A 20,099-nucleotide genomic window follows, 5' to 3' on the forward strand; every position below is an offset into this window, starting at 1 on the left:
GTCGGGGCGTGGAAGGGCGCCGGCCGGGCAGCTGGGTGCTGCCCGGCCCGGACCGGTGTGGGGACTCAGAGGTCGGTGGCGGTGTCCAGCTCGGCGTTGGGGTCGGCGAGGCGCAGGATCTGCGCGGGACTCAGCACGCCCTGGTAGACCCAGACGTCGTCCAGTTCGCCGGAGAAGTACTCGCCCCACGCCCCGGCGGAGCGGGTGCGGCCGAACTGCAGGCTGTCGCCCGCCTCGTACGGCTGCGGAGCCCCGGTGGAGGAGACGTGGGGGACGCAGCCGGTCGTGCCGGCGATGCAGGTCTGGTTCTCCACTTGGCCGTTGACGTACAGCACGAGCCGGTCGGAGAAGGCGTCGTAGGTGAGGGCCAGGTGGGTCCAGTTTTCCAGGACCGAATAGGCCGGGGTGTGGGCGACCAGGGTGCGGTTGGCGCCGCTGGCGTCGGAGTCGCGGACCTCGGCCTGCCATTCGCCGGTGGGTTGCTGGTTGGCGTCCAGGCCGAGCGTGTGCCAGCGCAGGGTGACCGCGCTGTTGTTGGCTCCGGGAAGGGAGAGCACGGTCATGTCCCTGGTCGGGAGCCCGGCGGTGTTCGCCCAGGCGGCCAGGGTGAAGCTCTGGCCGGTGTGCACGGGCGCGCCGGTGGTCGCGGCGTAGCCGGTGGTGCCGTTCAGCATCAGGGTGCCGTGGTTGGGCAGGATGCCGCCGTCGGCGTTGACGGAGGCGCCGCCGCCGAGAGTGGCCGCGAGGGGGCCGGGGTCGTCTCCGGGGCGGGCTTCACCGGGGGTGGTGGCCGGGGTGCCGGTGACCGTGGCGAGCTTCCACCGGCCGGCCAGCTGCGGGCGCTGCTGGACCAGGGCGGACGCTTCGGGCGTGGTGACGACGCGGTCGTAGACGCGGACGTCGTCGACGTCGCCGCCGAAGTAGTCGACGTTAGCGCCCTCGCGGCTGCTGGCGCCGATCTGCAGGGGTCCGGGGGTGACCCACGGGGAGTTCTGCGTGTAGTCGGACTCGCCGACCAGGTAGCCGTTGATGTAGAGGCGCAGCTTCTTCGCGGTGGTGTCGTTCACGCCCAGCAGGTGGGTCCACTCCTCGCTGGTGGTGTCGCCCGCGTAGCACGGCACGCCGTTGATCTGGGTGCCTGGGGTGCAGTCCGGCTGGGCGGTGCGCACGAGGGTGTCGGTGGCGGTGTCCTCCTTGTAGCGGCCGAATGTCCAGCGCTTGGTGGAGGCGGAGTAGTAGAGCGCGAGTTCGCTGTTGTGCGCGCCCGTCTGGCTGAGCACGGTCTTCGCGGCGGTGTCGCTGTCCGCGAGCTTGGGCAGTTTCACCCACGCCGAGACGGAGAAGTCACGGGTACCGTCGACCTGCGGACGGGCGGTGCGCAGGTAGTCGTCCGTGCCGTCCAGGTGGACCGCCTTGCCTGAGACACCGGCTGCGGTGGTCTGGGCGTCGTTGTAGCTGGTCAGGGGGTCGGTCTCGGGAGCGCCGATGACGGGTCCGGTGTTCTCGTCGAGGTGCCACACGGCCTTGGCCGGGGCGCCGGCGGGCTGCTGGTCGGCGGCGACCGCGGCGGCTTGGGCGGCCGTCAGCGGCCGGTCCCAGAGCTTGACCTCGTCGACCGAGCCCGGCCAGGCGGCGGACCACAGGCCCTTCCACCGGTCACGGCCGATCTGCACCGGCCCGTGGCCGTCCCACAGTGAGGAGGGCACGACGGTGGATCCGGCCTGCGCGCCGTTGACGTACAGCACGAGGGCGTGGCCGGGAGCGTCGTAGACGCCGGTCAGGTGGGTCCACTGACCGGTCGGCGCCGCGGTGGACGCGCTCGCCGAGAAGGTGGTGTTGTCAGCGTCGCCGGCCGCGCTCTGCACCTTGAACGTCCAACGGCTCTCGGTGTCGTTGATGATGTAGGCGCCCAGGGTGAAGGCGTAGTAGTTCTGGCCGTTCTGGCTCACCGCGACACGGCTGGTGGTCGCGCCGTTGAAGAGCACCCACGCGGAGACGGAGAAGCTCTTGGAGGTGTCGAGCACCGCCGCGTCGGTCTGCGCGTAGCCGGTGGACGGATTTCCGTTGAGTGCGAGGGCGGATCCGAGGTGCCCGGCCGCCCCGGCGGTGGCGCCGGTTCCGAGCGCGGCCGGGACCTGGGCGCCAGCGCCGTTCAGGCTGCCGTCCATGCTCCAGCCGGCACGCTGGCCCTGTCCGTTGAGGACGTTGAAGTAGTACGTCTCGGGCTGCGAGGCGTTGCCCGAGCCGTCGACCGCACGGGCGGAGACGAAGTGCAGGCCGGAGGTCTGCGGGAGCGCTTTGACGGTCTGCTGGGCGCCGCCGGTGGTGGCGACCTCGTTGGCCGAGGACGGCGCCGCATCCAGACCCCACTGGTACTTGACGACGTCGGTGGAGGCCGACTTCAGCGTGAAGGTGCCGTAGCGGCCCACCCCGTCCGTCCAGGGGAGCTCGGCGGTGGCGTCGTTGGATCCGGGGTAGTTCGGCGACGTCACCGCCGGGCCCTCGGGCGCGGAGGTGTCCACCGAGAAGTAGCAGCCGGTCGGATCGCCCTCAGACGACCAGGGGCTCCAGGCGGCGCCGTCCCAGGCCCTGGCCTCCCAACTCAGCGTGGCGCTGTGCGGGAACTCGTCCGGAAGTGTCCAGGAGAAGATCGAGCCCGAGCCCTTGAAGTCCGCGTACGACGGCGGATTGTCCTCCGCCCCGGTGGACCACCAGTGGCGCCGCAGCCCGTCGCCGGCATCCCAGTTGACGGCGAACTGCACGCCGACGGCCTCTCCGTCCGGGTCGCTCGCCCGCACCGTGACCTGCGGCAAACGGTTGATCTTCACCGGATCGCTCTGGCAGACCGAGCCCGGCGACATCGTCATGTCCCCGTTCGGAATCTGGTTCGGGCTGGCGTTGTAGTAGACCTGCAGGTAGACGCCGTCGGTGAACCGCTTCCAGCCGTTCAGGTCGCTTTCGTCCTGCGCTTTCAGGCCGAAGGTGATGGTCTGCCATCCACCGTTCGCGGCGTCCTGCACCAGGTTCTTCACCCCCGCGTCACGGTCGCCGCCCCATTCGATCCAGCCCGCGTCACAGCCGCTGTTGCCCTTGGCCGCGGTGATGCTCTGCACCTTCCGCAGCCAGAAGTTGGAGTTGTTCTGCGAGTTCCAGGTCAGGCTCCTGGAGATAGCGCCGCTCCACCACAGCTCGACCGGACGCGGCTTCGTGCAGTCGTAGGTGTGGTTCTCCCAGGTGCCGAACGTGGCCCTGAGGATCTGCTTGCCGAGGTACGGGCCGGTCGGAACCTGGTAGAACGAGCGCTTCACGTCGTTCGGCGCACACCTCGAGGTGTCCCCGCAGAAGCCCAGACCCCAGTCGTGCACCGGCGTCGAGTCGTAGGAGAAGTGCCAGTAGGGCTGGTTCGGGAGGTAGCGCGAAACCCCGGCCCACTCGGAGGCGCTGGCGGTGTGCCAGGCGGGGTCGATCATCACCGGGAAGACCGTCGCCGGATCGTCCAGCAGCGCCTGGTCCGGCGTCAGGACCATCTCGTTCTTCGGCAGCTCCACCTTCAGCTTCGCCACCTTCGCGGCCTCACTCGGTCCGGAGGCGGCTCCGCCGCGGGCTTCGGCGGCGGCCGGAGCGGTGTCCGCCCTCGTCTTCGCGGAGGGTGCCGGACCAGCGGCCGCCAGCGCGGCGGAGGAATCCCACATCACGGGGGTGGGCGCCTCGAACACCGTGCCGCCACCGGACTGGTCGACCGCCTTCAGCGAGCCGTCACCCTGCTGCCCGACCGCCAGGCCGTCGGCCTGCAGGCCCAGTCGCAGCCGGTCCAGTTCGGGGTTCTTCGCCGCAGCCGCATCGTGCACCACCAGCACCTGCGTGAAGCCGGTCGCCTCGGCGGTCAGCCGAAGGTCCACACCCGGCAGGATCGACCGGTACTCGGCCGTGTTCCCGTCCAGCACCGGCGCCGGCAAGGCCTTCGGCCAGGTCAGCTTCAGCACCTTCCCGGCCCGCTCGATGCGCACCAGCGGCTGCTTGGCTCCGCCACCGGAGAACTCGATGTCGGCGGTGGCCGCCTTCGGCGCCACCGCGCCGCCCGGCAGCACCGCGAGCGTCGGGTCGACGTCCACCCAGCGGCCGGCCTTGCGCACCCTCTTGGGCTGCACGTAGGTCGTCGACAGCAACGTGCCGTCGGGTTGCGCCACGACGTCGGAGTTCTCCCGCTTCAGTGCCTCGACCTCGACGGGTTTGCCGGTCCGTTTCGCCTCCGCGACCGCCGCAATCTCCGCGGTGTCCTCCGCTGAAGTAGTCACTGTTGCAGGCCGGACCGGCTCCGCACCGGAAGCCGCAGCCACCGCTCCCGGAACAACGAATGTCCCTGCGAGCGTTCCAGCGGCGAGCAGGGCGGCGGACACGCCGCGCCCCCACCCCGTCCGCACGGATCTCTTCCGCACGCCACACCCCTATGAGATAGACGACCATCACCTGTCAGCCGGATGCTCACGTGGTGCGGCAGCTCGGGCCTCCGGTCAACCACGGAGGTCTTCGTGGCACCGGGCGTCAGTGCCCCCGGCCCCGGCAACGCTGCCGGCGCGACTGCCGGTCGAGAGGCCCCGGTCCCGCTGTCGGGGTTCAGATTCCCCGCATGATGATCACGGGACTATCCATTTCGGGTTTGCGGCGGTGCACGTTTGTGGATAGTCAGTGACGACTACGCGTGGTCTCCGACGGCGAACACCCGTAGGCGGCACGGTACTCGGCGCTGAACCGGCCGAGGTGCGTGAAGCCCCACCGGCAGGCGACCTCGGTCACCGTCCCCCTGGCACTGCCGTCCGCGATCGCCTTCAGATCGTGGTGGGCGTGGTCGAGGCGCACCCTGCGCAGGTAGGCCAGTGGTGTGGTGTCCAGATGCGTCCGGAACGCCTCGCGCAGCGTGCGGACACTGACCCGCGCGGCTTGCGCGATGTCGCAGACCGACACGGCGTCACCCGCCCGCTCGTCACAGAACTCCGTGGCCCTGCGCAGGGCGCTCGGCAGCAGCGCCGCTGCGCGGTCCGCCGAGTTGCTCCAGGAGTGCGGCTGGGCACCCAGCAGGGTGTCGACCAGCAGCCGCTCGAAATGCCGCACCCCCAACTCCGAGCTGCGGCTCAAGGGAGAGAGAACGAACTGCCGGAACGACTGGACGAGCGCGAGCCAGGACTGCACGGCCGGGTCCGCTGGGTCGAGCACGTGCTGGTCAAAGCGCAGCGGCTTGTGCGGAACGTCCCCCAGCCGCACCGCGAGGACCTCCTCCACGAGCTGGCGGGACATCGCCAGCGCCGAGTTGACGGCCAGGTGGTCCTGCTCCGTCAACACCGAATCCCCCGGCCCGCCGGCGCACAGCGGCGACGACAACGCAGCTCCGTTCACGACTACCGCCACACTGCCGACCTGCGGCAGCTGACAGTAGAAATCGGGCAAGTCCCCCACCCGCAGCCTGACGGGGGCACCGAAGCCCAAGTCGTAGAGCCCGACCGAGCCCGCGTGGAAGACCTGGAGCCGACCCGGCAGCACCTGCTTGCCCAAGATCGTCAGCCGGTGCGGCGACAGGCGGCTGCTCACGACCTCGTGCAACTCCTCGATGTCCGCACCCTCGTAGAGCGAGAGCGGACCCGCCGTACCGTCGCCACAACCCACCGCTTCGACCACCACACGCCCCCCTTCCTGCCAGCCCCGAAGTCCACCTCGTCCCAAAGCCGGTGGAGGCCGGCTCAACCCTGCCGCAAACGCTTCCCCGGAGCAACCAAGATCACCATCGGGAAGGGGACGACAGCACTGGTCAGGGGGCAGCGGCAGGGGCGAGGGGCCTGCGGACCACAGCAGCCCTCCGCGCGTCCGTGGTGGTGCTCTGCATTGGCGGAGCGGAAGGCGAACTCGTCGCCGTCGAGCACCCGCGGTGCCCGTGCAACCGGCCGTCATTTTGGTCGTGGTGGTTGGTGGCTGAGCTGGAGTGTTGGGATTGGTTTGGAGTGTGGCCTGGCTTCTGAGAGAAGGCGGCGCCGCCGTCGGCGGGCCCCGGCTCGCTGTCGCCCGTCGGCAGAGCCTGGTCGAAGGAGTACTGGCCGGGCTGGGCGGGATCGTGCACGGGACCACCTTGTTCTCGCCCGGGCTGCGCCGGTTTCCGCGGCGCAGCCCGAGCCTATGACCTGCCGCTCCGCCGATAGGGCCCGGTTGAGACCGGGGTGCCGGGGCGGAGCAGGCGGTCAGGACTCCTCGGATTCCTGCTGGTAGCGCACTGCGCGTGCCCGGACGGAGCCGAAAGACTCGCCGGCGCGCAGTCGGCGGGCGAGCGTCATCCCCTCGATCCGCAGGTGAAGGATGTTCAGGTCCAGTCCTCCGTCCCGGCACTGGCCGGCGAGGGGGGCGTTGTAGACGCCCAGCAGCGACGCCCAGGAGCGGGCCTCCACCGCGGTGGAGAACTTCAACTGCTCCCACTGCCGGGCGAGCAGCGCTCGGCTGGTGGGCGCCAACTCGAGAGTCAGGGCGGCGAGGGCTTCCTCGATCTCCGCAGCGGAGGCGACGGGCGCCAGCGGCAGCGGGCGGGCGGGGCGCCGGTCGCGCGAGCGCGGAGTACGGGCCGCAGGAACGCCGCCGTGCCGTCGGTCCCGGCCGGAGCGCGCAGCGCCGGTGCAGGCACCGCGGCGCTGGAGGCGGCGGAGGTCAACGCGCCATCGCCCTGCACGAACGCAACCTCGCCGACCACGAACGCGTCCTCGGCCCCGACCACCCCGCCACGTTGTCTTCGCGCAACAACCTCGCCTACACCTACCAGGCGGCCGGCGACCTCGAACGTGCCATCACCCTGTTTGAGAGGACCCTCGCTGACAGCGAACGCGTCCTGGGCCCTGACCACCCCGACATCTTGATCAGCCGCAACAACCTTGCCGGCGCCTATGAGTCCGCAGGCGACCTCGTGCGTGCTATCGAGCTTTACGAGAGCGTCCTCGTCGACCGCGAACGCGTCCTGGGCCCTGACCACCCCGCCACGTTGTCTTCGCGCAACGATCTCGCCTACACCTGCCAGGCAGCCGGTGACTTCGCCCGCGCCATCGCCCTGTACGAGAGGGCCCTCGCCGACCATGAAAGCGTTCTTGGTGCAGGCCATCCCAACACTGAGATCGTGCGTCGGAATCTGGCCCAAGCTAGAGCCGTGTGGCCGCGGCACCAGGGCGGCGTAGGCGTCGCTCCTCGGTGAGCTACGGACGACGGCTGCTGGGCGTGCATTCGCGCCTGCGGCTGCCCGGCCGGAACGCGGCACCCCGGACGGCACGTCAGCTCCCCGGGTACACGGGTGGCGGCACCTGTACGGCGGTTGTTCCTGTCTGGCGGCTGGGTCTCGGCACCGCGCTGCGGGCGGGAAGACGAATACTGGGGCGACTGCGCCTGTGGGGGCGGCCCATATGGGCCGCCCCCACAGGCGGTTTGTCGGCCAGTCAGCTGTTCAGGTCGACGTCGTCGGTGTCGTACTCGAAGTCGTCCGGGCTGAAACCTCTGTAGGAGCCGCCGTTGAAGTAGTCGGCCAGGGCCTGGCCGATGACCTCGCGGACCTCGCCCTCGTCTTGGGCGAGGGCGAGGTCCGCGAGGGCGGCGGCCTGGTCGCCGGTGAGGTCGAGGTGGATGTCGCGGGCCCGGACGGCGTCCGAGCCCTGGATGTTGAAGGTGTGGGTGCGTCCGACCTGGGCGGTGATCCCGGAGCGGGGGCCGAGCTGGGCCAGCTGCCTGGCCCTGCGGGCGCGGCCGCGCTCGGTGGTCTGCACCTCGACGGCCTCTGTGCGCAGCCGTCCCTGGTGGGGTCCGGTGGGGTGGCGGCTGCCGTCGACCCAGCGCTGGACGGTGCGGGCGGAGACGCCGTAGGCGGCGGCCATGGCTCTGGTGTTGCCGCCGTATTTGCGTTCCCGGACCTGCCTGGCCTGGGGGGTGGTCTGGACGGGGGCCCGTCTGGAGGGGAACAGCGTCTCGCGGACCCTTCCGAACAGGCCCCGGAATCCGCCGGCCATCAGTTCTCACCTTCCTTCTGCTCGTCGGTGCTCTCGGTGCCGCTGGTCTCGGAGGCCCGCTCGGGGCCGGTGTAGGTGCCGTCGGTGGCGTAGGAGTGGGTCAGCTTGGAGGGGTGCTCGCGCCGCTCCATCGCCTTCACCGCCTCCTGCAATGGGATCGACGACTCGTGCTTGTGCGAGTCGGGGGCGATGCCCAGGCGCAGCGCGCCCGGTACCGGGGAGCCGTCGTCCTTGAGGGGCAGGAGTTCGAGCGGGGACGGGGCGTCGGTGGCGTAGAGGTAGGAGTCGACGTTGACCGCGAACGGGGCCCGGCCGGTGAGCAGGTAGGTCTTGCGCATGCGGCGGTGGGCGGCGATGCGGGCGGCGGCGATGATGTGGAAGCGGATCTCCGGCCGATACGACCAGGAGGCGGCGACCTTCTCCAGCCACTGCTCGTCGTCGAGGTGGCGGGCGGAGTCGGACCACTTCCCGATCCCGCCCTTGTAAATGTTCTTGTACAGGGAGCCCAGCGTCAGGGCGTTCGCCTGCACCGCGTCGGTGCCGACCTCCTTGTGGACCGCGTACGCGGTGAGGAACTCCTCCGGGCCCTGGCCGTCGGCCAGGCCGAGGTCGGCGTAGACCCGCTTGTAGCCGCCGCGCACCCGGGTCGTCCACTCCTTGAGCAGCGGCGCGGTGTGGGTGGACAGGTACGCCTCGGTGATGGTGGCCGGGTCGAAACCGTACATGCTGGCCATGTAGGCGACGGTGGGGGTGGCGTACCAGCCGGGCCCGGTGGCCGGGCGGCCGTGGAAGGTGGCGGGGTGCGGCAGCAGCTCGTCGACCTCGACGCCGGTGAAGTCCGCGAGCCACAGGCCCGCGGTTTTGCCCTTGCCCCAGGACGGGTTGCTCACGTGCTCCAGCTCGCCGATCGGCAGCGGCGGGGAGTCGGTCACCGACAGGTAGGAGGCGCAGACGTCGACCGCGACCGCGAACGAGCGCGCGGCTTCCTCGTCGGTGAGCTGCCGGGCCCACCACTTGTAGTCCTCCTCCTCGCACACCGCCCGGCCCTGGGAGAGGAGTTCGTGGGTGAGGGGGTGGCGGGCGCCGGCCGCGATGGGTACGCACCGGTCCCCGGCCGGGAGCGCGCCCTCGCGCAGGTGCGAGGACCACTCCCCCGTTGCCTCGTCCTCGGTCCACTCCACCCGCGGGCGGACCGCGTCCAGGTGCAGCATCGCGGTGGAGGCGGTGGTCGCGCCCGGGGCGACGCCGAGGTCGGCGGTGAAGGCCCGGTAGCGGTGGGCGAACGTCTGCCCGTCCCGGGTGCCGTCGGGGGCGGTGGCGAGCGGGGCGGCGAGCGCGCTGACGGCCTGCTGCCGGGCATCTCCCTGGCCCAGCCACGGCGCGACGGTCACCTGCTGTGAGGTCTTCGGCCCGCCCGCCGACCCAGCGCGACGGAACGCCCGGAACATCGGCCCGATGCTCTCGGAGACCTCCATGCCCACGGCCGCGGCGGCCTTCGCGAGCTTGGCCTGCAGCGCGTTCAGCGCCTTGTCCGTGCTCGGCAGCGTGGCGGGCAGGCCGAGCTGCTTGAGGGCGGCGGCGGTCAGGCACACCGCGCCGTCCCCGCCCCGGCCCTGCGGGTGGGCGCGCTCGACGCGCAGCGGCAGCCCGGTGCCCAGCCACGCGAACCAGTCCGCCAGCTTCGGCCCGGCCGGGACCGGCGCGCCTGGCCCTACACCGCCTCGGCGCCGGGGACGATGACGTTTCCAGGGCCTGCTGGGCCCGGCTGGCGGCGCCCTTTCCGGCGCGGCGCAGCCCGGCCTTGGCGTACTGCTCGACCATGCCGGTCGAGGCACAGTCCCCGCCGGTGATGACCTGGATCTCGGGGGCGCTGTGGCCGGCCGCGCCGAGGTCGGCGGGCATTCCGGCGCGCAGGAGTTCAGCGCCACTGGTAGCTGGCGTCCGTCATCGTGACCAGCAGCACTGGTTCGGCGGCCGCGGGCGGGGCCTGGGTGGTGACGGCGGCGACCAGATGCTCCCCGAGAGCTGGGTAGAGGTGCGCTCCGGCAAGGTCGGCCGGGGGCAGCCAGAGCACTTCGGGGTCGTCCTCCGCGTTCAGCTCGGCTGGGGCGACGCCTTCGGCGAGCGGCTTCGACAGGTGGATGACGAAGACGAAGTGGCGGCGGCGGAACAGCCGACCCTCTCCCGGGCGACGGGTTTCCTGGTGCTGCTCGAACCGCGGCACCAGGCTAACGTCGTCGACGGCCAGGCCGAGCTCCTTGCGCAGTTCGCGCCGCAGTGCCGCGGCGAGCTGCTCGCCCTCAGCCACCAGCCCGCCCGGGAGCGTGTGCTGCACGCCGCCGGGCCGGTGACGGTGGATCACACAGACCCTGCCGCCGGGGTCGACCAGCGCCGCGCACACCCGCACCGGCACCCCGTCCGCCGCGCCGTCCCAGGCGCTAGTCACCGTGTTCACCGTGCCGATGATGGCGCAGCAGCAGGGTTCGCGGTCGCGCCCTGCAGGGGCCGGGACGGAGCGGGGGCTGGAGTGGTGGTGTCAGTGCGGGGTGGGGTGTTCGCGGTGGCGTTGGAGGTAGAACTCGACGAACACCGCGACCTTGGCCCGCAGCGCCCAGGGGTCGAACGGCTTGACGATGAAGTCGACGGCGCCGGCCGCGTAGCCGCGCATGGAGTACTCGGGGTCGTTGCCGATGGCGGTGAGGAAGATGATCGGGATGTCCCGGGTACGGGCGCGGCGCTTGATGTGGGCGGCGGTCTCGTAGCCGTCCATGTCGGGCATCTGGACGTCGAGGAGTATGACGGCGAAGTCGTCGGACTCCAGTAAGGCGCGCAGGGCGTCGGGACCGGAGGCGACGCTGACCATGTCGTACCCGTGGACGCCGAGGACGGCCTCCAGGGCCAGAAGGTTGGCGCCCTGGTCGTCGACCAGCAGCACCTTCGGGTGCAGGCCGCAGGCGAGCACGGGGGCATCCAGGGGGTCGACCAGGCTGACCAGTTCGGGGGCGGGCAGGAGGGTGCCCTGCCGCTGCTCGATGTGGACGAGCTGGCGCTCCAGCAGCTCGCAGCGGGCTTCGGCGAGCCCCGCCCGACGGCGGGTCTCCTCGAGCTCAGCAGCCATGTGGGCCAGGCCCGCGGCGAGAGTGTTGCGCTCCTGAAGGAGCGCGGCGTGGTCGGCGGCCGGATCGGGGTGCAGGGGAAGCTGGTCGCCGAGGTCGTTCTCCAGCTTCTTGAGCCGGTCGTCCAGGTCCGCGATGAGGCCGCGGGTGTCATCGACCGCGTGGTCGAGCCGCTCCTCCTGCGCCGTGGACTTGCGGGCCTCCTCGTCGGCGGCCTTCAGCTCCCCTGCCAGGTGCTGGACGGCCTGGCTGATCGAGGCGTTGGTCCGCAGCGCCGCCAGGTGCAGCGCCCTGATCCGCTGCTGCTCCCCTTCCTCGACGATGATCCCGTGGTCCTCGGCGAGGTGGCCGAACAAGTCCGCGACGAACCGCCAGGCCGGGATGCGGCTGCCGCCGAGGTAGCGCGAGAGCGTCCCCGGGTCGATGAAGCACCGCGACGCGTAGCGGCGCAGCGTCACGTTCAGTTCGAGGAACAGCTTGCGCAGTACCTCGGCGAAGGCGCGGCACTCGCTGTTGAGTCCCGCGTCCAGCGGCTGGAGCCCGCTCATCCCCACCCCTTCGGCCGGCCCCTTGCGGACCGGCGCATCCCCCACCCCGGGTGCCCGGCCGGGCACCCGCACCATGTTCCCGCGGCCGTGGCCCGTCATGAAGAGGACTGGGAGTCGTCGTCGCCCGGGGCCGCGACGAGCCGGTCGAAGAACGGCACCGCGAGGCCGAACGCTCCGGCCGCGTACAGGACGCACTGCGCACCGGGGGCGCCCGCCATGCGCGAGAGCACACCGGCGCCGATCCCGGTGAGCACCGCCAGCGTGAGCACCAGCGTCGACCTCAAGGAGAGCAGCGAACGCCGCACCTCATACCTCCGCACACCAAGCCGACCTCCCGGCCAGCTGCCAACATCCCGGCAGGAGAGCCGAGTTGGCAGAAGCATGTCGGAGCCGAAACCTGTTGCGCGCCCCGCAACACCCCGCAACAGAAGACGGCAACAAGCGGCAACGGCGAGTCGGGGGCCGACGCACGGGACTTCCAAGTTCGCGCACTTCCAGGCCTGGCACGACACGGCCCCGGACGTGGCCAGCTGCTTGCGCGTCCTACGCGGTGAGACGACGCGCCCGGTCCCCTGGCCCCGGTGCTGCTCCCCACGGCATCCGCCGGTATTCCCCCCAGGGCGGCGACGGCGGGCGCCCTGCGGGCTCCGGACGCGTTGTCAGTACGCGCTGGCACCCTGCCCCTGTGCTGATCCCCCTTGCCGCCGCCCGGACGAGGGCCGCGTCCGTGCTCACCGCCCCTGTGCTGCGCTTCGCCGCCGACGGCCTCCACTCCGACGTCCTCAAGGACACCGGCCACATGTACCTGGGCGCCACCGCGCTGCCGGGCGTCAAGCGCAGTGGCATCTGGCACGTCGACCAGGACCTGCTCGACGCAGCGCTGCAGGAACTCGCGGCGGTGGCCGCCGCACCGGGCCGGCTCGTCCCGCTCAAGCTGCCGTGGACGGACCTGAACCGGGACAGCCGCTTCAACGACGACTGGCGCCTGGCCGTCCAGGGCGAACTCGTCGACCGCGCCGCCCGGGCCCACCGCCGCCCACCGGCCGCCCGTCTCATCGACACCGGCCTCGCTCCCGCGGCGCAGCGCCGGGCGGTGAAGGAGCTCGACCGTCTGCTCTGGGGTGAGCGGGAGCCGGACGGCCGTGGCCCGCTGGTGGTGGCCGGGGTTGTGGTGATGGAGGTGGTGCGGCGCCGGGCCGGGGCGTGGAGCATCCCCGCGCGGTGGGCGGAGGTGCTGGACGGGTGGCGGGCCGAGCACGTGGCGCTGCTGGCGCGGGCGCAGCGGTGCGCGGGGTGCGGCGCGGTGGAGGACCGCTCCCCGCGGACGATGGCGGCCCGGGCGCGGCAGAACCTCGACTGGCGCTCCTCCGGCGCGGAGGGCTGGATCACCCAGTGCCCGGCCTGCGCAGAAGGTGGGCACCTCTTGTACGGCGGTTCGATGCGGGGCGTGCGCTACACCAGCGAGCGGCGGCGGGCGACGCGCGCCGACAGCTATCTGTGCGCGGTGTGCGGGCTGCGGCAGGCCGCCGTCTGGGACCACTGCCACGAGATGGGCCATGACTTCGTCCGCGGGCCGGCCTGCGCGAGCTGCAACCAGGCCGAACGCTCCCAGCATGGCATCTGGCGGACCTTCTGGAACCACGGCCCGGCCGTGAGGCACCTACTGGAGTGCAACGGCTGCCGCACCACCGGCAGCCTTCCGCCCCGGCACCTGGCGGCGCTGGCCGCCGCCCGACTCAGCGCCACCGCGCGGCACGACCGCTGCCCCACCGAACCCTCGACCGTTCTCGAGCAACTGCCCGGCGGGGACTTCCTCGCCCACCTGCACTGCGCAGCCCACCCGGGCCGGGAGGCCCGCTGGGAGGAGACCCTCGACGCGGCGACGGCCCTGGGGTGGGTCGCAGACCTGGCAGCCGAGCACTCCTGACCCCGGCACGGCGTGCGCCACCCAGGCCAACCGCCGCACCGCCCTTCCCTGCTCGGCGCCCCGTTCGAAATCAGGCCTGCGAAGCCAGGTAGCCGTGGCCCAGCGGGCGCCGCCCGTTCGAAGACACCGTCGCGGCCACGGCCGGGGCGGGGGCCGGCTCCAGGAACGGCGAGGACTCCACGGGCCGACGCGGCAGGCCGTCGGGCACGACGGGCTCATCGACAGCGGAGGAGGAGAACAGGGGCTGCCCCAGCGGGCTGCGGTCAACGCTCATGGCCCCAGTCTGTCCTCCCGCCACCGGCCCAACCCCACCAGGCCGTGCGACTACACGTGGGTGTCGGGCTGGAAGCGGCGGTTTCCCTGGAGCTGCCCGCCAGCGGGAGCAGTGCCGACACACGCCACGAACAGCCTCCACCGGTCCGCCGTGTCGATCGTGACGCCGTAGCGGACCGCCGGCGGCTGCGGGCGGGTGCTGTAGCGCTCGGCGCGCAACACGTGGCCCTGTTCGGCACCGGCGGCCAGCGCGGTCAGCAGCGCCTGCTCAACGTCCGCCGTCGCTGCCTTCCCTCCGGTCAGCTCCGGTACGGGCTGCGGACCGAGCCCGTCCGCGCCCTCGGGAGTGGCGGTGTTGCTGGCCCCGGTGATCGTCCAGTAGACGGTGCCCGCCCCGGAGACGGTGACCACCACCCCGTATGGGCTCTCGGACCAGGGCTGCGCCGAGGCGATGCCGGGCACCGAGGGAAGGTGGTTGACGAGGGTGCGCTGCAGCTCAAGGGGGGTCACCGCCGGAGCCTACCTGCGCGCTGCTACAGCCACGGCGGGCAGGGTCCGTTTCCGCCGGGATTCACCGGCCCGCCGTACGCGGCCGCCGTCCCGCCCTTGTCGGCAGGAACAGCTCCCTGGGCCTCTCGCCTACGCTGAGTCGCCCTGCCAGTCCCACCGGAGCGGGTCGCCGGGGCGCGGCTCGTAGTGGGCGCGGCCGCCAGCGCCGTAGCGGCCCAGCGGCGTGATCAGCGCGGCCCCGCACTCCAGCTGGTCGGCGTCCCAGCCGGTGACGTCCACCAGGAGGCCGTCCAGCGGGCCGCCCACCAGCTCCCGGTACTCGCAGCCCGGGCGTGGGCCGGGATCCTCACCGGGTTCGGCGCCGTAGACCCGGCCACGCAGCAGCTGCTCGTCCCTTTCATCCATCAGGTCAGGGTGACACCGTGGGCCGACAGCGCGCAGGCGATCAGCGCCACCGGAAGGTGGCGTCCGTCATCGCGGCCAGCAGCGTCGGCGCGGCGGCCGCGGGCGGGACCTGGGTGGTGACGGCGTCGACCAAGCGCTCGCCGACGTCCGGGTAGAGGTGCGCGCCGGCCAAGTCGGAGGGCAGCAGCCAGACCACCTCGGTCGCGTCTTCGGCGTCCAGCTCGACCAGGGCGACGTCTTCGACGGGCGGGCGCGGCAGGTGCGCGACGTAGACGAGGTGACGGCGCCGGAACAGCGGGCCTTCTCCCGGGCGGCGGGTTTCCTGGTGCTGCTCGAACCGCAGGACCAGGTCGACGTCCTCGACGGCCAGGTCCAAGCCGAGCTCTTCCCGGATCTCCCGGCGCAGCGCGTCGGTCGGCTGCTCCCCGAAGCCGACCAGACCGCCAGGGAGCGAGTGCTGTACGCCGCGGGGCCGGTGACGGCGGATCACGCAGATGCGACCGTCCGGGGCGACCAGCACTGCGCACGCCCGCACCGGCACGTCGCCCGCCGCGCCGTCCTGGACGCTCGTCACCGTGTTCACCGTCTCGATGATGGCGCAGCCGCAGCGCTCGCGTGCGCGACCGGCTCCAGCTGGCGAACCGAACCTGCCCGGCCGCGAGGGTCAGATCGTCTGTGCGGGGTCGTCCAGCCAGGCGTGCCAGCCGTGCGGGGTGACGGTGAGGCCGAGCCGGTCGACGCCCGGCTCGCCCGTCCGGTGCCACCAGGTGAGGGTCTGCTCGAAGTCGTCCCACAGGCGGCGGCCTCCGTACTGGCGGACCTGGTGGACGGTCTCCGCGTCGCGGAAGGTCGCGGCGGCCCAGGCCGGGGTGGTGAGGGAGTACAGCCACAGGGTGTGGCCGTCCTCGTGCGGCTGGACGGCGTGCGTCATGTCGCGCAGGCGCAGGCCGGCGGCGAAGGGGAAGGGGTCGAACTTGCCGTGCGGCGGCAGGTCGGCGGTGGTGGTGTGTTCGGCGAGGGGCGCACCGCCAGTGGGGTTCTCGGGCCAGGTCAGGCGCTGGGAGCGCATCTTCATGAACTCCACCGGCTGGAGGAACGGGCCGGACGCGGTGCCATCTGCGTGGACGGTGAGGCGGACCAGGGCGTCGGCGTTGGAGTAGTGGGTGCCGAACGGCGCCAGGATCAGCCCACCGGGCCGGGTCTGCTCGATCCACGCCCGCGGGATCTCGCGCAGCCCGTAGGTGACGGTGATCCGGTCGTACGGGGCCCCGTCCTTGAAACCGAGCGCGCCGTCGGCGCAGACGGCTGTCGGGCGGTAGCCGGCGGCGTGCAGGGCGGCGTGGGCCCGGGCGGACACGGCGGCGTCGATCTCGACGGTGGTCACGTTCGCGTCGCCGAGCCGGTGGCTCAGCAGGGCGGCGTTCCAGCCCGTGCCGGTGCCCTGCTCCAGCACCCGCATCCCCGGCTCGGCCTGGAGGTCGTCCAGCATCGAGGCGACCAGCGACGGCTGCGATGCCGAGCTGGTCGGCACCGTGCCGGGCTCGGTGCCTTGGTGCTCGCCGTCGTCCCACTGGGTGACGATCGGGATGTCCGCGGCGGCGGCCGCCAGCCAGTCGGCCTCGTCGGCGCTCCGGTCGACGGGCCGGCTCTTCCCGGTGGCCATGTCGTGCGCCCAGATGAGGTCCGGCAGGAACAGCGAGCGCGGGACGGCGTCGAAGGCTGGCACCCAGGCGTCGGCGACGGGGAAGGACCGCCCCGGCGCGGGGCGGTCCTCCTGCTCAGGTGCGAGCGTCACCTGCGGTGTCCCCCGTCCCCGGGCGGGGTGCTGCCGTCCGGGGACGGCGGGTCCTGCGGCGGCGTCCACGGAGTGCCCGGGTGACCGTCGCCCCCGCCGCCCCCGTCGCCGCCCGAGCCGCCGTCGACTGCCTCGATGTCCATGCCGAGCTCCTTGTCGTCGCTGACGTGATGGTGCCCTCCCGGAACCCGGGAGGAGTAGAGGGCCGGCCCCGGCGCACCGGGGCACGGGGGTGGCTATGCCGGGGCGGGAGAGCGGGTGCGCAGGTCCGCATGAACGGTCTTGCCGAGTGGCTCCAACCTCACGCCCCAGTGCCCGCCGGTGAGGTGGTGGACCAGGGCCATGCCGCGGCCCGACACGGCGGCCGGGCCCGCGTCGATCAGGCAGGGCAGGGCGCGGGAGCCGTCGCGGACGCCGATCCGCACGCACCCATCGGTGATCCGCTCGACGGTGACCGTCATCTTCCGCCGGCAGCCGGTCTTCGCCGCGTTGCCCACCAGCTCGCTGACAACCAGTTCGCCCGCCTCGACCAGGTCCTCCAGCCCCCACGCGCGCAGCGTGGTGCGCACCAGGCGCCGGGCCGCCGACGCGGACTGCGGCTCGTACGGCAGCAGCACCTTGGCGAAGTCGGCGGCCGCGGGCAGCGTCGGGGCCTCAACCATCGTGGTCACCGGGCACCTCGCATCCGCCGGTACCCAGGTTCGGCAGCGGCCCGAACCGGTGGGCGGTGTATGCGGTGCGCGGCCACTGCGGTTCTCCGCTCTCTCGTCGGCGGTGACGGCTGCGCCCGCCCGACGGGGGACGGGCGGGCGCAGCGGTCCCGGCTCGCCCGCAGGGGCCGGGTGTCCGGTCCGTCACGGCGGGCGACGGTTCGACGGTAGGGAGTGGCCGTTGGCGCGTTCAACGCGATTGCGGGTGATTGCGGGGATTCACCCGAGGGTGTCGATCGCGGTGGTGATGAGGGCGCGGGCGGCTGCGCCGTGGACGGCCAGTTTGGCCAGCTCGGCGAAGGCGCGGTGGTAGTCGGCGAGTTCGCGGGGCTGGGTGACGGTGACCTCGGCGGTCAGTGTCTCGACGCATGCCTGCTCGTTGTCGAAGAGGTAGAACGCCTCCAGCGGCCAGATCCGGCGCTGCGCGGTGAAGGGGATGATCCCGAGGGAGACCGACGGCAGCGGCATCACCGCCAGGAGGTGGCCGAGCTGGCCGGCCATCGTCTCCGGGGCGCCGATGCGGTAGCGCAGTACCGTCTCCTCGATGAGGATGACGAACCGGTGGCGGCCGTCGTGGAGCAGCCGGCCGCGCTCGGTGCGGGCGGCGACCGCGTCGGCGACGTCGTCCGGGGTGCCCTGGAACTCGGTGATCGAGCGCATCAGGGCGGTGGCGTAGGCGGCGGTCTGGAGGAAGCCCGGGACGACGTTGGAGACGTAGGCCCGGCATACCGCGGTCTGGTGGTGCAGCGTCAGGGACTCCTGCTGCACCTGCCGCATGCCGGTGCGGTGCACGCGGCGCCACTCCAGGTACATCAGCTCCACCGCGCGCAGCGAGGCGATCAGGTCGCCGGCCTGGTCGTCCGCGCCGCACGCGGCGCACCAGGCGCGCAGGTCCTCCTCGGACGGCGCCGACTTCCCGTTGAGGATCCGGGAGGTCTTGGAGGGGTGCCAGCCGCACCGGGCGGACAGCCCCTTGCCGTCGAGCCCGGCGTCCAGCATCAGCTCGCGCAGCCGGGCAGCGAGGGCGGCGTGGGCGGCCTGGGCGCTGGAGGAGGGTGAGGCGGGCATGGGCTGTCGGCTCGGTGCGGCGGGCTCAGACGGTGTACTGCTCGTGCGGGACGGCCCGCTCCCAGACCGTCTCGAACGCCTCGGCGCACAGCTTCGCCACCGCCGGGTCGTCGCTGACGGTGTCCTCCGGGTCCGCCCAGTCGCCATCTCCGGTGAAGTGGTTGAACATCACCACCTTGCCGTCGAACAGCCAGAAGTCGCTGCCGGGCAGCGCGATGGTGGAGGCCTGCATCCTGGGCAGCCAGCGGACCTGTTCGCCGGCCGCGATGTTGGTGAAGGTCATCGAGTGCAGGTAGCGGGTGTACTCGCTGACCGGCTCGGAGACGATCCGGGCCCGGCGCACCACCACCCCGCGGGCCACGGTCGCGGCGATTGTGTCCAGCCACGGCCGCCACCACGACTCCCGGTCCGCGGGGTCGAGGCGGTGCCCGGCCCGCCACTGCTCGATCCGCTCCGCCTCGTCGGCCACCGCGTAGGTGTCGCGCATCTCCAGGTGGACTGCCGAGTGCCGGGCGGAGGCCAGCAGGTCAGAGAAGCCCGTCACGCTCTGCGTCATCGCATGCCTTTCGCAAGATCGGGATCATCCGGGTGGGAATCCACACCACGGCCTCATGCCCGGGGATGCCAGCCTCGTGGCCCGGTGCCCAGGCCCGCTCGCCGACCTCGGCCTCCAGGTCCTCCTCAGCCTTCACGCCCTGGAACACGATCCTGCTGTTGGCGCGGTCTACCCACACCGTGGGCGAGCCCTTGTCCCCCGTCCCGGGGTCGATCCCGACGAAATCTAGCTCCACGACGCCCTCCGTCACCAAACCGGTTGCGAGCACTTGCGGGCAACCGTCCTCTTCCGGGTGAGCGGCCGTCAAGGGCGCGCGGGAGCATGCGGCCGGGTAGAGGTACGGCGCTGCGACGGAGTTGCGAGTGCCCGCTGTGCGGACACCCGCCGCCTGCTGGCTCTACAGGCGGCGCAGGACGGCGACGACCTTGCCGAGGATGGTCGCGCTCTCGCCGGGGATCGGCTCGTAGGCGGGGTTGTGCGGGAGTAGCCAGATCGTGCCGTCTTCGCGCTTGAACCGCTTGACGGTGGCTTCGCCGTCGATCATCGCGGCGACGATGTCGCCGTTCTCGGCGACCGGCTGCCTGCGGACCGCGACCCAGTCGCCGTCGCAGATCGCGGCTCCGACCATGCTGTCGCCGCGCACGGTGAGGGCGAACAGGTCGCCTTCGCCGACGAGCTGGCGGGGCAGCGGGAAGACGTCTTCGACGTTCTGCTCGGCCAGGATCGGGCCTCCGGCGGCGATCTGGCCGACCAGCGGCACGTAGGACAGGGACAGCCCGGCGGTGTCCGGCACGGTGGCACCCGGCGCGGTGGTGCCGTCCAGCGTGGCAAGGCGGTGGTGGGAGACGGTGTAGGCGCGGGGGCGGTTCGGGTCGCGGCGGACCAGGCCCTTGCGTTCCAGGGCGAGCAGCTGGTGGGCGACGGAGGAGGTGGAGGAGAGGCCGACGGCGTGGCCGATCTCGCGCATGGACGGCGGGTAGCCGCGGCGCTGGACGGAGTCGTTGATGACCTCGACGATGCGGCGCTGGCGCTGCGTCAGGCCGGCTTCGTCGGTACGGACGCCGGGCGGGCGGCCGGGGGCCTTCGCGGTGTGGGGCATGCCGTTGGCTCCCTTGCCTGGTGCGGGTCTTGGAGGCGGACTCTACGCCTGCGAATCGAACATGTCGACGATTC

The 20,099-nt window shown here is 72.2% G+C and carries 20 protein-coding genes and 1 pseudogene; 2 read left to right on the plus strand and 19 right to left on the minus strand.

Annotated features, from left to right (window positions below):
* Positions 1–65: 65 nt before the first annotated feature.
* The 3 genes from QSK52_RS29635 to QSK52_RS29645 form a co-directional block, all read right to left on the minus strand.
* A complete protein-coding gene (locus tag QSK52_RS29635; protein ID WP_285739283.1) occupies positions 66–4,295 on the minus strand; it encodes a LamG-like jellyroll fold domain-containing protein in 4,230 nt (1,409 codons plus the stop codon).
* Between the two features lie 388 nt (positions 4,296–4,683).
* A complete protein-coding gene (locus tag QSK52_RS29640) occupies positions 4,684–5,673 on the minus strand; it encodes an AraC family transcriptional regulator (protein WP_285739284.1) in 990 nt (329 codons plus the stop codon).
* Between the two features lie 551 nt (positions 5,674–6,224).
* Positions 6,225–6,491, minus strand: coding sequence for a hypothetical protein (locus QSK52_RS29645; RefSeq protein WP_285739380.1), 267 nt, complete (start codon positions 6,489–6,491; stop codon positions 6,225–6,227).
* 197 nt (positions 6,492–6,688) lie between these two features.
* Here QSK52_RS29645 and QSK52_RS29650 point away from each other — a divergent pair.
* Positions 6,689–7,216, plus strand: a pseudogene (locus QSK52_RS29650) (tetratricopeptide repeat protein); the annotation flags it as partial.
* A 238-nt stretch (positions 7,217–7,454) separates the two neighbouring features.
* On the opposite strand, the gene QSK52_RS29655 reads toward QSK52_RS29650, so the two are convergent.
* From QSK52_RS29655 to QSK52_RS29675, 5 genes are all read right to left on the minus strand, one after another.
* Positions 7,455–8,018, minus strand: a complete 564-nt coding sequence (locus tag QSK52_RS29655; RefSeq protein ID WP_285739285.1) for a helix-turn-helix domain-containing protein — start codon at positions 8,016–8,018, stop codon at positions 7,455–7,457.
* Positions 8,018–9,610: a hypothetical protein gene (locus QSK52_RS29660; RefSeq protein ID WP_285739286.1), complete on the minus strand. Its 1,593-nt coding sequence runs from the start codon at positions 9,608–9,610 to the stop codon at positions 8,018–8,020. Before QSK52_RS29660 ends, QSK52_RS29655 begins: the two co-directional genes overlap by 1 nt.
* A 326-nt stretch (positions 9,611–9,936) precedes the next feature.
* Positions 9,937–10,473 carry an NUDIX hydrolase gene (locus QSK52_RS29665; RefSeq protein ID WP_285739287.1) on the minus strand — a complete coding sequence of 179 codons (537 nt, stop codon included), beginning with the start codon at positions 10,471–10,473 and terminating at the stop codon, positions 9,937–9,939.
* Positions 10,474–10,554: 81 nt separating this feature from the next.
* The gene (locus tag QSK52_RS29670) at positions 10,555–11,682 is read right to left on the minus strand and encodes a response regulator (RefSeq protein ID WP_285739288.1); all 1,128 of its coding nucleotides are present in this window, start codon (positions 11,680–11,682) and stop codon (positions 10,555–10,557) included.
* Positions 11,683–11,777: 95 nt separating this feature from the next.
* Entirely contained in the window at positions 11,778–11,987 is a 210-nt protein-coding gene (locus tag QSK52_RS29675) for a hypothetical protein (RefSeq protein ID WP_285739289.1), read from the minus strand.
* Positions 11,988–12,367: 380 nt separating this feature from the next.
* On the opposite strand from QSK52_RS29675, the gene QSK52_RS29680 reads away from it, so the two are divergent.
* Entirely contained in the window at positions 12,368–13,609 is a 1,242-nt protein-coding gene (locus tag QSK52_RS29680; RefSeq protein ID WP_285739290.1) for an endonuclease domain-containing protein, read from the plus strand.
* Positions 13,610–13,679: 70 nt separating this feature from the next.
* Here the strand turns inward: QSK52_RS29680 and QSK52_RS29685 are convergent, their stop codons facing one another.
* The 11 genes from QSK52_RS29685 to lexA form a co-directional block, all read right to left on the minus strand.
* The gene (locus QSK52_RS29685; RefSeq protein WP_285739291.1) at positions 13,680–13,883 is read right to left on the minus strand and encodes a hypothetical protein; all 204 of its coding nucleotides are present in this window, start codon (positions 13,881–13,883) and stop codon (positions 13,680–13,682) included.
* A 50-nt stretch (positions 13,884–13,933) separates the two neighbouring features.
* On the minus strand, positions 13,934–14,392 hold the full coding sequence (locus QSK52_RS29690; protein WP_285739292.1) for a hypothetical protein: 459 nt from the start codon (positions 14,390–14,392) through the stop codon (positions 13,934–13,936).
* 129 nt (positions 14,393–14,521) lie between these two features.
* Positions 14,522–14,797 (minus strand): hypothetical protein, encoded by a 276-nt coding sequence (locus QSK52_RS29695; protein WP_285739293.1) that lies wholly within the window; start codon positions 14,795–14,797, stop codon positions 14,522–14,524.
* A gap of 40 nt (positions 14,798–14,837) precedes the next feature.
* A complete protein-coding gene (locus tag QSK52_RS29700; RefSeq protein WP_285739294.1) occupies positions 14,838–15,380 on the minus strand; it encodes an NUDIX domain-containing protein in 543 nt (180 codons plus the stop codon).
* Positions 15,381–15,461: 81 nt separating this feature from the next.
* The gene (locus tag QSK52_RS29705) at positions 15,462–16,592 is read right to left on the minus strand and encodes a methyltransferase domain-containing protein (RefSeq protein ID WP_285739295.1); all 1,131 of its coding nucleotides are present in this window, start codon (positions 16,590–16,592) and stop codon (positions 15,462–15,464) included.
* Positions 16,589–16,735, minus strand: a complete 147-nt coding sequence (locus tag QSK52_RS29710; RefSeq protein ID WP_285739296.1) for a hypothetical protein — start codon at positions 16,733–16,735, stop codon at positions 16,589–16,591. The genes QSK52_RS29705 and QSK52_RS29710 overlap by 4 nt, the downstream gene beginning before the upstream one ends.
* 93 nt (positions 16,736–16,828) lie before the next feature.
* On the minus strand, positions 16,829–17,254 hold the full coding sequence (locus QSK52_RS29715; protein ID WP_285739378.1) for an ATP-binding protein: 426 nt from the start codon (positions 17,252–17,254) through the stop codon (positions 16,829–16,831).
* A gap of 267 nt (positions 17,255–17,521) precedes the next feature.
* Positions 17,522–18,370, minus strand: a complete 849-nt coding sequence (locus tag QSK52_RS29720) for a helix-turn-helix domain-containing protein (protein ID WP_285739297.1) — start codon at positions 18,368–18,370, stop codon at positions 17,522–17,524.
* 25 nt (positions 18,371–18,395) lie between these two features.
* Positions 18,396–18,926, minus strand: coding sequence for a DUF6879 family protein (locus tag QSK52_RS29725; RefSeq protein WP_285739298.1), 531 nt, complete (start codon positions 18,924–18,926; stop codon positions 18,396–18,398).
* Entirely contained in the window at positions 18,898–19,161 is a 264-nt protein-coding gene (locus QSK52_RS29730) for a hypothetical protein (RefSeq protein ID WP_285739299.1), read from the minus strand. Before QSK52_RS29730 ends, QSK52_RS29725 begins: the two co-directional genes overlap by 29 nt.
* 162 nt (positions 19,162–19,323) lie before the next feature.
* Entirely contained in the window at positions 19,324–20,025 is a 702-nt protein-coding gene (gene lexA, locus QSK52_RS29735; protein ID WP_285739300.1) for a transcriptional repressor LexA, read from the minus strand.
* Between the last annotated feature and the right edge of the window lie 74 nt (positions 20,026–20,099).

Origin of the sequence: Kitasatospora phosalacinea (assembly GCF_030268885.1) — a bacterium.
In the GTDB taxonomy this organism is placed as follows: Bacteria; Actinomycetota; Actinomycetes; order Streptomycetales; family Streptomycetaceae; genus Kitasatospora; species Kitasatospora phosalacinea_C.

Coding starts and splice junctions, on each gene's coding strand:
- QSK52_RS29695 (WP_285739293.1), bottom strand. CDS start 14,797: ATGGATGAAAGGGACGAGCAGCTGCTGCGTGGCCGGGTCTACGGCGCC.
- QSK52_RS29685 (WP_285739291.1), bottom strand. CDS start 13,883: ATGAGCGTTGACCGCAGCCCGCTGGGGCAGCCCCTGTTCTCCTCCTCC.
- QSK52_RS29710 (WP_285739296.1), bottom strand. CDS start 16,735: ATGGACATCGAGGCAGTCGACGGCGGCTCGGGCGGCGACGGGGGCGGC.
- QSK52_RS29720 (WP_285739297.1), bottom strand. CDS start 18,370: ATGCCCGCCTCACCCTCCTCCAGCGCCCAGGCCGCCCACGCCGCCCTC.
- QSK52_RS29670 (WP_285739288.1), bottom strand. CDS start 11,682: ATGAGCGGGCTCCAGCCGCTGGACGCGGGACTCAACAGCGAGTGCCGC.
- lexA (WP_285739300.1), bottom strand. CDS start 20,025: ATGCCCCACACCGCGAAGGCCCCCGGCCGCCCGCCCGGCGTCCGTACC.
- QSK52_RS29655 (WP_285739285.1), bottom strand. CDS start 8,018: ATGGCCGGCGGATTCCGGGGCCTGTTCGGAAGGGTCCGCGAGACGCTG.
- QSK52_RS29725 (WP_285739298.1), bottom strand. CDS start 18,926: ATGACGCAGAGCGTGACGGGCTTCTCTGACCTGCTGGCCTCCGCCCGG.
- QSK52_RS29715 (WP_285739378.1), bottom strand. CDS start 17,254: ATGGTTGAGGCCCCGACGCTGCCCGCGGCCGCCGACTTCGCCAAGGTG.